This window comes from Dokdonella sp., from assembly GCF_044227025.1.
GTDB lineage: Bacteria > Pseudomonadota > Gammaproteobacteria > Xanthomonadales > Rhodanobacteraceae > Dokdonella_A.
In genome coordinates this window covers 933,502-948,768 of sequence record NZ_JBGAFX010000001.1, presented here as the reverse complement: position 1 = coordinate 948,768, position 15,267 = coordinate 933,502, and the positions used below count along the sequence as shown (strand labels likewise).

Sequence of the window (15,267 nt, the reverse complement as noted above, 5' to 3'; positions counted from 1 at the left end):
GCGCTTTCAAGCCCTCACGCATGCGCGGCCTCGACGTCATCGGCGTCGATGTCGGCAATCGTCGGCGATGGCAACTGGCGCGGCGCATCGGCCTGGTGCTGCATCTTGCCGTTGACCTGCGCGCCCGCGGCCATCTCCAGCACCTTGTAGTGCACGTTGCCCGAGACGCGCGCGTTGCCGGCGAGTTCGAGGCGCTCGGCCGCGAAAATGTCGCCATTCACGGTGCCGTTGACGACCGCGTTCGATACGCGCACCTCGCCCACGACCCGACCTTTTTCACTCAGGGTCAGCACCGCGTCCGCGCCCTCGGCCGCGATAGAGCCTTCGACCACGCCTTCCAGATGGAGGCCGCCGGTGAAATGGACGTCACCGCGAATCGTCGTTCCGGCCGCGATCAAGGTGCTGATCGCCGCGACCGCCCGGTCGTTGCGTTTGTCACTGCGGAACATTTTCGCTCTCCTCGCCCTTGATGGCATCCTTCCAGGAAAACTCCTGCTCGACGCGACCGCCCTCGCCCTCAGCACGGACGATCACGCGATTTGCCGCAAACCCAGCGGGCAGCATGATGGTACCGCTGACCTGTTGGAAATACTTGAAACCGTACTCGATTCCGCTCGATTGGCCCTGGCTGAGCGAGGCCCAGTCGAGGGTCTCCAGCTTGCCGGCCGTGATTCCCTCGACGCCGAGGACCAGGCGCCCCTTGATCTCCTCGCCGCGCTTGAAGTTCTGGGTCAGGGTCGCGGTGAAATTCCACGCCTGCGAGCCCTTCACCGGCACGACCCGCAATGCATGCACGGCAAGACCCTCGCGCGTGCCCCCTCCGACCAGGCGTCCGTAGAACGCGAGATCGGCGCGCAGGCCGTCGACTTCCTCCTCGCGGTCGCGCAGGGTCTGCTGCACGTCGGCGAGCGCCGCCTTGGCGACTTGTTCCGAACGCGTCAGCATCGCCACGCGCGTCTTCAGCGCCTCGCCCTCCTTCACCGCCGCTGCCAGCTCGGCCGAGCGGTCGGGACCGTGCGGATGGCTGCCGAACATCGCCATCACTCCGGCGACGATCAACAGCGAACCGAGCCAGATCGCGCCAAGCAACAGGCGCGCGCGCCGCTCCTGCGCCGGATCGTGGCGGCGGATGACGAGGGATGGAAGCGGGGACATGGGCGGGCGTCGTTCGCGCCGGTGGATGCGAGGTGCAGGCTTATAGACGCGTCCGGCGCGACGGTCAAGGACAGCGCGCCCGCGTTGCCTGCACCCTGCATAATGGCGGCTTCGCAGCGAACCGGCACACCGCATGCTCTGGCTGAAGGCATTCCACATCATCTTCGTCGTGACCTGGTTCGCCGGCCTGTTCTACCTGCCGCGCCTGTTCGTCTACCACGCCGAGGCGACGGAAGCAGTCGTGCGCGAACGCCTGAAGGTGATGCAGCGACGCCTGCTCGGCATCACCCACATCGGCGGCGCGCTGGCGCTGCTGTTCGGCGCGCTCACGCTTGCCGCGTTCGCGCACGCGAGCACCGCCTATCTGCAACAGGGATGGCTGCACGCGAAACTCGCGCTCGTCGCGCTGCTGGTCGTCTACCACACCCTGCTCGCGCGCATGACACGCGAGTTCGCGCGCGACGCCAACCGCCGCTCCAGCCGCTGGCTGCGCATCTTCAACGAGATTCCGGCGCTGCTGCTGATCGCGATCGTGCTGCTGGTCGTGCTCAAGCCCGCCTGGAACTAAGTCCAACGTCGTCATCCCGGCAAGCGACGAGTCCGCCACAAGCCGTTCGTGTCGAGCGCAGCGGAATGAAGTTTCGCGAAGTCGCAAAACCGAGGTGTCCGGGCTCCTTTACGGCGCGCCTCCGGCGCTGCGCCAAGCGAACTGAATTCCGGACAGGCCTCCCGGCAGCCGGCGAGGCAGGAACGGGCCTCGCCGGGCGCGGACGCTCCGCGCGGGCACCGGCAGGCCGATCCGCGCCGGCACTGGTATAGTTTCGCGGTGTGACGCGAGGGACTGCCATGATGGCGAACGACCCTGCTGCACCCCAACCGCCGCTGCATCAGCTCTGGGTGCTGCAAATGCCGCAGCGCATCGAGCGCCTGCGTCGGCGCAGCCGTGGCCTGACCACGGCGTGGGACGTCAACGTGCTGCGCCTGGTCGCCGACGATGCACGGCATCTTTCGCATGCATGCCGCCTGCTCGGCGCGATCGCGGTTTCCGCGCAACTGGACGCCTTGCAGTCCGCCTGCGCGGCCCTGCTCGATCCGCCGCGCGCGCCGGATCGCGCGAGCCTCGCGCAACTGGCGGCGCTGGTCGGCGCCCTCGACCCGACACAGCTCCCGGGTGCGCCACGCGAGGCTGTCGCGAGCGCCGCAGCCATCCAGGACTCCGGCGCGACAGCGAAGCACGCTGCGGCACCGGCGCCCGCACCGCCGGTCGCCGAACCGCCACGACCCGCGCTGGGACCACGCGCGCCGACTTCCTCCACCTCGGCCTGCTCGCGCGAGCAACTGCTGCGGCAACTGTCGGACGCGCTGGTCCGCGACGATGCCGGCATCCACAGCGGCGGCCTGCTGCTGCTGGCGCCGGCGAGCGAAGCGGACCGGGATCGTGCCCACGCGGCCGTGCGCACCGCGGAGACCTTGCGCGTGCTGTGCTCGCAGGTCGAAGCCGAGGACCGGGTCGCGTCGGATGGCGGAGGCCGCTTCCTGGTGTTCAATCGCAATTTCGATCTGGCCGCGATCGAACGCTATGCACGGCGGCTGCGCGAGGACAGCGTGCGACGCGGCACCGTCTTCGACGTCGCGGTATGCACACTGCGCGGCGCACGCAATGCCGGCGCCATGTATGACGCCGCGCGTGCAGTCGTGCATGCCGCACAGGCGCAGGATCGGCACGGCGTCTTCCTCGTGCGCGACATCGATGCCCGCGTCGATGGCAAGCTCGTCGACGTGATCCGCTTCGCACTCGAGAATTCCGGATTCGAAGTCGTGTTCCAGCCGATCATGTCGGTGCGCGGCGACGAAGAGGAACGCTTCCAGGCGCTGCTGCGCCTGCGCGATCGCGACGGGCAATTGCACGCCGCCTCCGAAATCGTGCCTGCGGCGGAACGCGCCGGGCTGATCGGTGCGATCGATCGATGGGTGATCAGGCACTGCGTCGAGCGCATGGTCGGTCGCGACGGACAAGCGCCGATGCACTTGTTCGTCAGCCAGTCGCTCGCCAGCGTGCGCGAAGCACAGATGCCGGCGTGGCTGGCCGCAGTGCTAGCGCGCCACGCGATCGAGCCCGGCCTGCTCACGCTAGAACTGCGCGCCACCGATGCGATCGAGGCACCTGCCGAGGTGCAGCGCTATGCGGGCGCGCTGCGCGAACTCGGAGTGCGCCTGTCGGTGTCGGGGTTCGACGAGGAACTCGCCGACGTGCATCCGCTGCCTTCGCTCCCGCTCGACTTCGTCAAACTGGCGCCTCGGCCGTCTGCCGATACACCGGAATCACGCGAAGCGTTCGTCGCAATGGTCGAAAGCCTGCACGCGCGGGGCACGCGCGTGATCGCACCGCGCGTCGAGGACGCACGCGGCGCCGCGGCGCTGTGCCTGACCGGCGTCGATCTCATCCAGGGCAATTTCGTGCAGGCCGCCGACAGCGACCTCGCATTCGACTTCCACGGCCACAAAGTCTGACCGCGCTCGAAACCGTTTGTGTCCGGCGCAGTACGGTAGGGCGGTACGCGCGAAGCGTGTGCCGCCGTCGATCGGCGACGATTTCGCGACGCGCGGCCGGACTCGCGCTGCGCGCTCGACCCGCCCTGCCCGGCCCTCAATCCACGCAAGCGCTTGGCGATTGCGCGAAACGATCAACTCCGCATGCGCATCATTGGGCGGTTCGCGCGCTCTTCCCGCCGGATGACAGGAGCGGCAAGCCTGAAAAGCGAACGCGCGCTGCGATCAACTCCCAACCTTGGTCTGCAGATACGCAACCTCGCCGAGACGGTCGATCAGGCCGAGCTGCGTCTCGAGCCAGTCGATGTGTTCCTCCTCGGATCCGAGGATGTCCTCGAACAGCTCGCGGCTGACATAGTCGCCGAGCGCCTCGCAATCCACGATCGCGGCCTTCAGGTCGGGCACCGCAAGCATCTCCAGCTTGAGATCGCACACAAGCGCTTCCTTCGGCGACTCGCCGATGAGCAGCTTGCCGAGTGCCTGCAGGTTCGGCAGGCCATCGAGGAACAGGATGCGCTCGATCAGGCGATCGGCGTGCTTCATCTCGTCGATCGATTCCTTGTACTCGTGTTCGGCCAGTTCCTTGTAGCCCCAGTTGCGATACATGCGCGCGTGCAGGAAATACTGGTTGATCGCGGTGAGTTCGTTGAACAGCGCCTTGTTGAGGTGCGCGATGATCTTCGGATCGCCCTTCATGCGGATTCTCCCGTGATGCGGGGTGGGCGCCAGCGTGGATTCGCGTGCGACAGGACCACCGATCGATACGCGAGCATAACGCCGCATCGCCATGCCGGGTCGAAACGAAAATCGCACGCATTTGCGCGCGGTGAAGCACTGAAGTGCGACCGATGCATGACGCACGTCGCATGTCGCGGGTCCGATGCGGTGGCAGGAGCGCAGTGCGCGACGTACCACACGGACACTCGCCGCCCAGCCATGCGACGGCGGCGGGGGCCTCAGGCGGCCCGGGCGAACACCGGCAGGTCAAGCGGACGCATGTTCGCGCGTTGCGCGTCCTGGAAGATCTGCGCGGCGAGGTCTTCGCAGCTGCCGCAGCAATCGGCGCAACCGGTGCGGCTGCGCACTTCGTCGAACGAACTCGCGCCGCTCGCGGCGGCTTCGCGGATTGCCCGGTCGGTGACGGCGTTGCAGATGCAGACGTACATTCGGCGGATATCCAAGGCTGGATGGTCGCCATTTGAATGTAAATGCGAATGATTGTCAACACCCGAACGGGCGTCGGAGTCTTCGTTCAGGTTGCGGTCGCCAGCTCGACCGTCCAGTGCTGCTCGCGCAGGGTCACGGAACAGCTGTTCTCGGCCAGCACGACCAGATGGCGCAACGCCTGCTCGTAGACGCGCCGCTTGAAGGTCACCACATGCGCAGCCGGATACCAGAAGTCGACCCAGCGCCACAGATCGAACTCGGGCTTTTCGTTGGCATCGAGGCACACCGCCGATTCATCGCCGACCAGTCGCAGCAGAAACCAGACCTGCTTCTGGCCGATGCAGACCGGATGCGAATGCCGGCGCACCAGCCGCGGCGGCAGGCGATAGCGCAACCAGCCGGGCGTGGCGCCGAGCACCTCGACATGCTGCGGGCGCAAGCCGGTTTCCTCCTCGAGCTCGCGGTACATCGCCTCGATCGGCGTCTCGTCGCTGCGCATCCCGCCCTGCGGGAACTGCCAGCCGTCACGGCCGATGCGGCGCGCCCAGAACACATGCCCGTGGGCGTTAAGCAGGATGATGCCGACATTGGGTCGGTAGCCATCGGGATCGATCATGGATGATGGCCAATCAAGTACATGCGCCCGATTCTTCCACACGCCTCGCACGCGCGGCAAGGCTGGACGAGACAGGCGGCTTGACACCGTGACGCAGCGCACTAGAATCGCACGCCCCTCGCGCATGTCCGGCGAGGCGCCTCTTGGCTATGTAGCTCAGCCGGTTAGAGCACAGCACTCATAATGCTGGGGTCGGTGGTTCGAGTCCACCCATAGCCACCAAAAAGCTGCCGGTGAAAACCCGCTCCGCGGGACGCGAGCCCCCGAGCTTCACGGCCCGTCCAGCCCGGACCCCGCTTCGTCCAGCACCCTTTGCGCGAGCCGGCCATGCCTGCGCAGCACCGTGCCGATGGCTTTGTCGGTCGCGGCGGGAACGCTCCAGAGCTCCAGCGATCGGCGCGCGCGAGACAGGCCGGTGTACAGCGTCTGGCGCACCAGCAGCGGGGATTCGGCGTCGGGCGGAAGCAGCACGGCGACGTGGTCGTACTCGGAGCCCTGGCTCTTGTGCACGGTCAGCGCGAAGGCATCCTCGTGCGGCGGCAGGGTGCCCGGATCGAACAGGCGCACGCGCGCGCTTGCACCGGAGTCCACCGACTCCGCGGACGCATCCGGCGTGGGCTCGAACGCGACCTGCAACACGGGTTGATCATTGGCGCTCTCGACCAGCACACACAGGCCGACATCGCCGTTGTACAGGCGCGCGGCATGGTCGCTGCGCGTGATGATGACGGCACGACCCGGGTACCAGGGACTCCCCGCCCATGGCGACAATGCGTCCCAGTTGCGCAAGCGCGCGGCGATCGCGGTGGCGACCTGCACGGCACCGAACGGTCCCTCGCGCAACGCGCACAGCAACTGCTGACGACGCAGCGCATCCAGACGCACGGCAAGCGAGACGTCGGTCGCAGCGACGGCGGTGGTGATGTTCGCGTCTTCCAGCACGCCTTGCAGGTTGCGCGTCCAGGCCGTCAACTGGCGGCGCAGCGAAGGCAGGTCGGCGACGAGCTTCGACACGGCCGCGCAGCGTCCGTTGGACGCGGTGTGTGCCGCCGCGCTTTCCATCGCGCTGGCGAAAGCGGCCGGATCGCCGGCGCGCACCGCTTCGTTGATGGGCACCAACGTGACATCGGCGCGGAAACAGTGCACGAGGCGCACCAGATCCTCGCGCGGATCCGCGTCCAGCGCCTGCACGATGTCCATCATGATCGAGCCGGTGCCGACCGAAGTGAGCTGGTCGGCATCCCCGACCAGCACCAGCGCGGCATCGTCGCGCAGTGCATCGAGCAGCGCGCGCAGCAGGCCGAGGTCGAGCATCGAGGCCTCGTCGACGACCACCATGTCGGCGGGCAACGGCTCGTCGGCGTGGAATGCGTAGCCGCCATTGCGGCCGCGACTGCCGAGGAGTCGATGCACGGTGCCCGATTCCGCGCCAAGCACGGCATCGAGATGCGCGATCCAAGCCTCACCCACGGGCTGTGCAGCACCGCGCAGGCGCATGGCGCCGTTGCGCAGCGATTCGCTCAAACGTTGCGCCGCCTTCCCGGTCGGCGCCGCGATCCGCAACTGTGGCAAGCGGCCGGTCTGCGCGTGATGCTCGCGCGACAGGCCGAGCAGCATGCGCAGCACGGTGGTGGTCTTGCCGGTACCGGGACCACCGGTGAGCACCATCAGGCGTCGACCGATGGCCTGACGGACGGCGGCGCGCTGGCGCTCTTCCGCATCGGACCAGCTGCCGTTGAACAACCCACGCAGTTCATCGTCCGACAACGGGCAGCGCGCGGGCACGCTCGCGCCACGCCGACGCGCGAGCTCGCGCGCCACCGCGACTTCGGCACGGTGGTTGCGCATCAGGTAGAAATGCTCGCCCTCGAGCACGAATGGACGCGGTCCTTCCTGCTCCTTGCCGACATCGGCCACCAGGGTGCTGCGCGCAAGCGTCGTGCGCAGTTTCGCAGCCAGCGCCGGGTCGCCGTTGTTCACCGTCATCGACAGCGGCAACGCGCTGTGTCCCTGCCCTTCGGCATGGCTCGCCCATGCCGCTGCGTGCGCGGTGGCTTCATCACCGCCGTGCGCGCGCACCCAGCGCCACACGGCGCGGTCGAGTTCGCGCCATTCCTCGGGCAGCGCGGTGTGCGATGGCCGTTCGCGAAAATCGAATTGCTGTCCGGCGACGTACGTGTTCATGCGACCTCCCGCAGACTGGAGCCGAGCACGTCCTGCACGCCATCGAGCAGTGCGTCGCTGAAGCGGTGGCGCCAGACACCGCAAGGCGTTCCGTCCGGCAGGTGCAGGCCAGCCGCGCGGATGAACAGATACCAGCAGTCGCCCAGGTGTTGCGTGCGCAGGTAGCGCGTGCCGAGACGTTCGCGCAGATAGCGCTCCACGGCGATCGTGTACAGCAGCGCCTGGAAGCGGTAGCCGGTGTGGTTCATTTTTTCTTCGAGCGCTTCGGGCGCATAGTCCTCCAGACACGCGCGCGCGCCGCGGGCGAGCTGGTTGCCCTTGTAGTCGAGCACATGAAAGCGCCCGCCATGGGCGAACAGGAGATCGATCTTGCCGTTCATGAGTCCCGCCAGCGCCTGCTCGCGCGCGGGCACGAGTCCATGCTCGCCGTTCGCCTCGCAGGTCTCGCGCAGCGCCCGCAGCGAGGCGCCGCCGAGCAGGTAGTTGAACTCCATTTCGGCACGCATGTCCTCTGCCGACAGATCGAACAGCGACGGGCCGTCGTCGCCGCCGAGCCGCGCTTCGAGCACGCCCTGCAGGCGCACGGCGAGCGCCTTGCCCAGCGCGTCGGTGTCGCCGTCGCGCGCGCGCACGCCAAACTCGTCCAGCGCAGCGCGCACGCGCGCTGGCTGCGCGAGCAGAGAAACACCGGCAACGCGCTTCTCGAAAATCGAATGCACGGCGTTGCCGAAATCCGTGCCAGCCACCGTCGACAGGTGATCAAGCTCGGCGTGGAAGGTGCAGGTGGGCGGGGTGGCCTCCACCTCGGCGGCGTCGAGCGCGGCCTCCGGCGACGTCGACTCCACACCCTCGTCGTCCGCGGCGGCGTCCGCTTCGGCCACGCGTGATCCGCCGCCACCGCTGAGCGTGGTGAAGCTGTGGCGCATCGGCAGCGGCCCGCGCGGCGCGGGGGGCAGTGCGCGAGCGACGCGCGCCGCACTCCCTGCCGCGGGCGCTGACCACTGCAGCTCGCCATGCGTTTCCCAGCCGACGTGATGTGCGACGGATGCGCTTGCGGCGCTCCCGGCGGACCACAGGCCCGAGAGATCGAGCGCATTCAGTGGCGCATCGTCGAGCTGCTTTTGCTCGTCCCGGACCTCCGGCGACAGCGTGAAGACATGGCAGGCGTGAATGGCACGCGTCAGCGCCACGTACAGCATGCGGTAGCGTTCTTCGAATTCCTGCTGCTGCACCAGCGCCCTGGCCGGATCTTCCACCAGATACTTGTTCCTGCCATCGTGATCGGCCAGCCACTGCGCTCCGTTCCGCGCTGGCAGCGGGCGCGTGTGCTTCCACATCAGCGGCAGGAACACGACGCCGAACTCCAGCCCCTTGCTGACGTGCAAGGTCATCAGCTTCACGCGCCCGGCTTCGGATTCCAGACGCAGTGCGCGCGCGTCGGCGGCGGTCTCGGTGCCGTCGCCGCCATCCATCTGATCGGCAAACCACGCCATCAGTCGTTCGCCGCCACCCCGTTCTTCCCAAGCCTCCTGCAGCAACTCGCCGAGGTGGCGCAGGTCCGTGAGCATGCGTTCACCTTCGACGGTCGCGAGCAGGCGCGCCGCGTGCTGCTTCAGCAGACGGATGACGACCGCGAGCGGGCCTTGTGTCGCCAGCACCGCCTGCAGCGCATGCACGCGCGCGGCTTCGGCATCCCATGCCGCCGCGTCATGGCGCAGCGCCTGCAAGTCGCCGAGGCTCCTGCCCCATACGCGCGTGACCAACGCGGCGCGCATCGTGCGCGGATCGTCCGCATGCAGCACCGCGTGCAGCAGCAGGCGCAGGTCGCGCGCGGTGTCGGTATCGAACACGCTCGTCTGCGACACCGTCACGCACGGCACGCCGCGTGTTTTCAGCATCGCGGCGAGCCGCGCTATCTGCACATGGCTCGGCAACAGGACCGCGATATCGCCCGGCTTGAGCGGGTCCTCGCCGATGCAGTAGCCCTCGTCCGACAGTGCCCACACGATCTGTCCGGCGCAGGCGCGCAACGCGTCGGCTTCGAGCATCGGCGCAGAACTGCTCTCGCGTTGCTCGTGCAACACCAGCGGGCGTGTGATCGGCTTGCCGGATCTGGCGGAGCGCAACGGCGCGCCATCGCGTCGGCCACTGGCCTGGACCCTCTCATACGTGATGGTCGTCTCCGAATCCTCGGGGCCGAGTCGCGTGCCGGTCACGGCGTAGAACGCGTTGATCGCATTCACGTAGCCACGGCTCGAGCGGTGGTTCACGTCGAGGGTCAAGCAATCTTCCGGCGGCACCGCCCCCTTTGCGCGTTCGTACGCCTGCACGTCGCCGCCGCGAAAGCGGTAGATCGCCTGTTTGGGATCGCCGATCATCAGCAGCCGTCCACGCGGCTCGCGGTCGGCAGCGCGATAGATCGCATCGAGGATGCCGAACTGCACCGGATCGGTATCCTGGAACTCGTCCACCAGGGCCACCGGCCACGCCGCGTACAGCGCATCGGCCAGCGCGCGCTGCCCGTCGCGCGGTTCCAGCGCCGCATGCACGGCATGCAGCAGCTGATCGAACGTGGACTGGTTGAGCGCATCCAGCCGCGACTGCATGCTGTCCCGACACCAGCGCTGGGCGGCGGCCAGGAAGCGGCGCAGCGGGAGGTTGCTGGCAAGGTCCGCCAGCAACGGCAGCGAGTTCGCAATCAGCGCAGATTGCTCCACGAGCTGGAGTACCGCAGGGTGTTCCTTGCCGGACTTGTTGACGCCCTTCATCAACTGGATGGCATCGCGCAGCGTGTCGTGATGATCGGCGATGGCCTGACCCAGTTCCGCGCTGCTAGCCAGCGCATCGGCGAGCGCACTCCATGCCTTGCGGGTTCTGCCGTTGGCACTCAACAAGCCCGGCTCATCCAGAACCGAGCGCAGTTTTCCCGCGAAGTCCGCCCGACTGCCAACGATGTCTTCGGTCGCCGCAACCAGTGCTTCCGGCGATGCACCGGCGACGGTCACATTCGGTTGCGCCAACACCGGCACGTACTTCCTGAGCCGGGCGCGGGTCATCTGCGCATGGCGCGCGAGCTCGACCAGCGGGTCCGACGCTTCCCCCTGCGCGACGACCCGCCACAGGTCGGCGACCAACGCAGTCTCCAGCGTGCGGCCATCGATCATCTCGCGTCCGTGGAACAGCGCGCTGGCCACGAATGGATGATCGACCAACACGCGTGCACACAGTGCGTGCAGCGTGAACACCGGCGCGGCATCGAGTTCGCCTAGCGCGGCCTGCAGAAGCTGCGTATCGGCGCTCAGTGCGGAGGCGTCGGCGCGCCAGCGATTACGCAGCCATGCTCGGTCGGACGCTTCGTCCCTGTCGGCGACCACCCCATCGCCGGCAGCGTGTCGCGTCGCCTCGGCCAACGCCCACAGCAGCCTGGCGCGCAGGCGCTCGGCCAGCTCGGCCGCCGCAGCATTGGTGAAGGTGCTGACGATGATGCGTCGCGGCGACCGTCGTTGTTCGAGCAGCAGGCGCAAGTACACCATGCCGATGGTCCAGGTCTTGCCGGTACCGGCGCTCGCCTCGACCAGGCTTCGACCATGCCCGGCCAACTTCAGTGCAGTCCAATCGGCGGGCGCGCTCATGGGTGTTTCTCCTGCGCGCTCGCGTTCGCTTCCCCCAGCATGATCAGCGCATTGACCAGCCGCGCGTCGCGCACGAGCGCGTCCAACGCATGGCCCCCTGCATCGGTTTCCGGATCGCCGAAAACGAGATTGCCTTCGAGCAGCCGGGTATACCCCGGCGCATAGTCGCGCTCGCCTTCGTACTCGCCGAACTCCCTGACCCAGGTACCGCGCACGGCACTGGCGATCGCTGCGTCTTCCGGCTTGGCCTGTAGTGCGGCCCATCCAGTTTTTGGATACAGGCGCGATGAGCCCTCGCGGCCCGCGCACCACAATTCGACCAGTGCGCGCAGGCGGCGGCGCAGGTCCGCTTCGCATTCTGCGCGTTTGGCGGTGTCAGCCGCGCAGTAGTCTTCGTCCCACGCATTGACCTCGGCGGCGAGATCCGGCTCGCCTTCGGCCAGCATGGTCAGGCGCACCGGCGCGGGCGCATCGTTGCCGGCAGCGTGCAGGCGAAGCAGCGCCCAGTGCAGGAACGGTGGCACCCGGTCCTTGAAGTCCAACGTCTTCGGTGCCTTCAGCCGCGTTTTCTCATTGGGCTTCGGATACGCGAACACCACCTGCACGCCGTGTTCGGAGTCACGCAGCGGAAACACATTGCGCACGATGCCGGTGATGTGCTGCGGCATGCTGTTCTCCGTCACGGCGTCCCCGGCATGGACCAGCGCCACCTCGATGCGCACCGCCTGCCCCCCGCGCGCGCTGCGTTGGTCGAATCGAGCGCTGGCATCGGCCTGCGCCCACAGCGCTTGCACCGCTTCGACCTCGTTGGTCCAGGCCGCATCCGCGGCGGCGCCGAGCGGCAGCAAGCCACCCTGCTCGATCCACGCCGGTGGCGAGCGATCCCAGACCCACGCGCGATCGGCACACTGGCGCGGCAACACATGACGCAGGAACACACGCCGCGCGACCGTGTGCATCGGCGCGATGCCATCCATCGGCTCGTCTTCGGGCAGGCGCGCGTCGTCGTCCAGCGCCTCCAGCGACAGCTGGAGATGGTCCTTGAGCAGCGCCTTGGCCGGATCCTTGAAGAAGTTCTCCAACGCACCCAGCGGCAGCGCTTTGGGCGGTGGCTCGGCCTTCGGCAGGGCGCCGTCGCGCAGACGCGGCAGCGGAGCGCGACCGTCGCCGCGCATGCCGGCCAATGCGCTCGAGTACGAGTACAGCGCCTTGTGCCCACCATCGAAGTAGCGCGCATCGAACGGTTGCAGCGGATGCTGCACGCGCCATGGACGCGGCGTCTTGTCATCCGCATCGGGCGCGATGCCCGCACGCTGTTCCAGTTCTGCCATGAGTTCGGCCAGCGGCGCCGCAGGGTTGCGCGGCTTGCCGTCGCGCACGCCCTGGCCGATGTACGAAAGATGCAGGCGCTTGCGCGCCGACATCACGGTTTCCAGAAACAGATAGCGATCATCGGCGCGCACATCGCGATCGCCGATGCGGCGAATGCGCCCCATCAGGTCGATGCCGCCGTCGGATGGATTGCGCGGGAACGCGCCTTCATCCAGTCCGAGGACGCACACGACGTCGAACGGAATCGCGCGTTGCGGCACCATGCCACAGAAGGTGATGCCGCCCATCAGGAAGCGCTGCCGCTCCGGCGCGCCGGCCAGCGCATCCTGCAGCAGTTCGCGCACGACGCCGAGGCGCAACACGGGATCGACACCGTTGCAGGCGGGTTCGAGAGCGAGATTGGCGATCACGCGATGCACCACCGACAGCGCCGCACGCGCATCGGCGTCGACGGGATCGATGCGGATCAGCGCATCCGCACGATCGCGCAGTTCGCTGGCCCAGCGACTGGCCGGCTGTTCCGCCTGCGCCAGATCGCGCCAACCCTGCAGCTCGCGCAACAGGCGATCAAGACTGCCGAGTGCCGCAGCGTTGGGGCCTTCGATGCCACTCATCGGCAGCAGCTCCGTGCCGTCGGAAAGACGCACAGCCTTGGGATCGGTCACGCCCGGCACATCCGCCATCAGATAGCCCGCGAGCATGCGATCCATCGCCCACGCAAAGCTGTACTCGGCACGTGCCGGCAGTGACAGCGCCGCCTTGTGCGCACCATCCAGCGCCCACGCCACGCGGCTGTTGCCGAGCCATTCCACCAGCGTGTCGGCGCCGTCATCGTCCAGCGCCAGCGCGCGGCGAACCTCGGCCACCGCGAGCAGGTCGACGACTTCCGGCGCCGTGATGCGCGAGGCACCGATGCCGAGCAGCGTTTCGAACACGCCAAGCAGCGGATGGCTGCGCGCCACCGGCACATCGGCCAGGTGATAGGGCAACAAGCGTTCGCGCGCCGAACCCGGCTCGCCGAACACTGCCGGAATCAGGGGCAGGAACGCCTGGATATCCGGCGCCATCACCACGATGCCGTCCGGTCGCACGCCGTCGTGTTCGATCGCATCGAGCAGCGCGTCGCGCAGCACTTCCAGCTCGCGCTGGCGCGTGTGGCAGACATGGATGCGCAGGCTCGCGTCGGCCTCGGCAGTGGACGCGCGCGCGTCTTCGGCGATCAGGACCGGCTCCAGTCGACGGATGCTTTCCTGCAGGCGTTGCAACCGGTCCCGCGGCGATGTCGTGACTTCGTCCTGCCAATGACGCGTGTCCTCGCGCACCGCGCCATCGACCAGCGCGGCAAAGAAGTGCTGGCCGAGGCGACCCCAGCGCGCCAGCAGCGGATGACCCTGCTCGCGCCAGTCCAGCGCCTCGGCGTCGGCGAGTCGTCTCGACTCGTCCTCGCCGAAGCGTCGCCACGCGTCGACATCCGCACCCCGCCAGCGCGCATCGCCTCCCTGGCTCCTGTGCAGCCCGCCCCAGTACTCCCGGCACGGATCGGGCATGTACAGGAACACCGGGGTGGTGCGCGCGCAGGCCCGCAGCACGGACAGCTCCGCCGGCGGCAGATGCGACAGACCGAACACATGCAGCGGCGGCAGCGCGACGTCGGACGATTCCAGCGCCGGGACCAGCGCCTTGACCAGCTTGCCGCGATGCTCGCCAAGCCGTGCGGCCACTGCATTCCACAACGGCGCCAGGCAGCGGCCCTCCAGTGCGCGCAGCGCGGCATCGTCGGACCTTGCGGTGGCGAATGCGTACTTGCCCGCCTCCCACGCATCGAGCCAGTCGCTGCGATAGACGAGGTACTGCGAAAACGTCCGCGCCATTCGATCGGCCAGCTGGAAGCGACGCAACGCGCGCTCGTCGGCGCTCGCGGCATCGCCCAGATAGGCCAGCACGCGCGAATCGGAAATGCCGCAGCGCGCAGGCTCCCCGAGCATCGCATGCAACGTCCAGCGCAGGTTGCCGCGCCGATAGCGCGGCAGCGCGATCGCCCGCTCGCCCAACCGCTGGTGCGACAGTGCATCCAGCCACGTGCTCGGCAACAACACGTCGAGGTTGGCGACGATGCGCCGCGTGCCGACCCTCTTCGCAAGCGCACCGGTCAGCCACTGCTTCATGCCCGGATGCGCGGCGATCACCGTTTGCGGCAGCAGCGGATTGTCGGGCCGCGTTTCATCCAGCAGCGCCAGCAACGGATCGAGCAGGGATTCCAGACGACTGGCGCGCAGCAGGGTCAAGCCGGTGACGGCGACATCACTATCCAAAACCTCGCTCCCTTCGGCGTATTGCGGTTGGCGCGTGTGGCGCGGCGAATTGCGGCGAGACCATCCGGCTGGTCCGTCTCATCCGCCGCGATTTGCCGTGGATGCTTCTGGATGTTCCCCGCAATGGTATCGCCACGCGACGCACCGGCGGCCTTCATCGCACACGCAGGCGCGCAGGCCGACGGCTCCGCCAAGGCGACCGGCCAAAAGCGGCCACGTTGGCGCCAAACATGCACGTCGCGGCGCACAATCGCGCACAAACCGCGGTTTTTTGCGCCCACTCTTGCGCGCACACGCAAAAAACCGGCTACGCTAGGCA

The 15,267-nt window shown here is 67.9% G+C and carries 10 protein-coding genes and 1 tRNA gene; 3 read left to right on the top strand and 8 right to left on the bottom strand.

The annotated features are described in order from the left end of the window. Positions 1-14: 14 nt before the first annotated feature. Together ACILRJ_RS04165 and ACILRJ_RS04160 are read right to left on the bottom strand one after the other, a co-directional pair. Entirely contained in the window at positions 15-449 is a 435-nt protein-coding gene (locus ACILRJ_RS04165) for a polymer-forming cytoskeletal protein (protein WP_395680684.1), read from the bottom strand. Continuing rightward, the gene (locus ACILRJ_RS04160) at positions 436-1,155 is read right to left on the bottom strand and encodes a DUF6776 family protein (protein ID WP_395680682.1); all 720 of its coding nucleotides are present in this window, start codon (positions 1,153-1,155) and stop codon (positions 436-438) included. Before ACILRJ_RS04160 ends, ACILRJ_RS04165 begins: the two co-directional genes overlap by 14 nt. A gap of 133 nt (positions 1,156-1,288) precedes the next feature. Here ACILRJ_RS04160 and hemJ point away from each other — a divergent pair, with 133 nt between their 5' ends. After that, the gene (gene hemJ, locus ACILRJ_RS04155; protein WP_395680680.1) at positions 1,289-1,723 is read left to right on the top strand and encodes a protoporphyrinogen oxidase HemJ; all 435 of its coding nucleotides are present in this window, start codon (positions 1,289-1,291) and stop codon (positions 1,721-1,723) included. Positions 1,724-2,001: 278 nt separating this feature from the next. Further along, positions 2,002-3,666 carry an EAL domain-containing protein gene (locus ACILRJ_RS04150; protein ID WP_395680678.1) on the top strand — a complete coding sequence of 555 codons (1,665 nt, stop codon included), beginning with the start codon at positions 2,002-2,004 and terminating at the stop codon, positions 3,664-3,666. Between the two features lie 264 nt (positions 3,667-3,930). On the opposite strand, the gene bfr is transcribed toward ACILRJ_RS04150, so the two are convergent. The 3 genes from bfr to ACILRJ_RS04135 all read right to left on the bottom strand — a co-directional run bounded on the left by bfr (position 3,931) and on the right by ACILRJ_RS04135 (position 5,488). Then, positions 3,931-4,401 (bottom strand): bacterioferritin, encoded by a 471-nt coding sequence (gene bfr, locus ACILRJ_RS04145; protein ID WP_395680676.1) that lies wholly within the window; start codon positions 4,399-4,401, stop codon positions 3,931-3,933. A gap of 260 nt (positions 4,402-4,661) precedes the next feature. Next, positions 4,662-4,871, bottom strand: coding sequence for a bacterioferritin-associated ferredoxin (locus tag ACILRJ_RS04140; RefSeq protein ID WP_395680674.1), 210 nt, complete (start codon positions 4,869-4,871; stop codon positions 4,662-4,664). Between the two features lie 86 nt (positions 4,872-4,957). Beyond that, positions 4,958-5,488 carry an RNA pyrophosphohydrolase gene (locus ACILRJ_RS04135; RefSeq protein WP_395680672.1) on the bottom strand — a complete coding sequence of 177 codons (531 nt, stop codon included), beginning with the start codon at positions 5,486-5,488 and terminating at the stop codon, positions 4,958-4,960. Positions 5,489-5,633: 145 nt separating this feature from the next. Here ACILRJ_RS04135 and ACILRJ_RS04130 point away from each other — a divergent pair. Beyond that, positions 5,634-5,710: transfer RNA gene (locus ACILRJ_RS04130), tRNA-Met, on the top strand. A gap of 48 nt (positions 5,711-5,758) precedes the next feature. Here the strand turns inward: ACILRJ_RS04130 and recD are convergent. Genes recD through recC form a run of 3 tightly spaced genes read right to left on the bottom strand, consistent with a single transcriptional unit; the run spans position 5,759 to position 14,948 of the window. Beyond that, positions 5,759-7,672, bottom strand: a complete 1,914-nt coding sequence (gene recD / locus ACILRJ_RS04125) for an exodeoxyribonuclease V subunit alpha (protein ID WP_395680670.1) — start codon at positions 7,670-7,672, stop codon at positions 5,759-5,761. Next, positions 7,669-11,304 (bottom strand): UvrD-helicase domain-containing protein, encoded by a 3,636-nt coding sequence (locus ACILRJ_RS04120; protein ID WP_395680668.1) that lies wholly within the window; start codon positions 11,302-11,304, stop codon positions 7,669-7,671. The genes recD and ACILRJ_RS04120 overlap by 4 nt, the downstream gene beginning before the upstream one ends. After that, positions 11,301-14,948 carry an exodeoxyribonuclease V subunit gamma gene (gene recC, locus ACILRJ_RS04115; protein ID WP_395680666.1) on the bottom strand — a complete coding sequence of 1,216 codons (3,648 nt, stop codon included), beginning with the start codon at positions 14,946-14,948 and terminating at the stop codon, positions 11,301-11,303. Before recC ends, ACILRJ_RS04120 begins: the two co-directional genes overlap by 4 nt. Between the last annotated feature and the right edge of the window lie 319 nt (positions 14,949-15,267).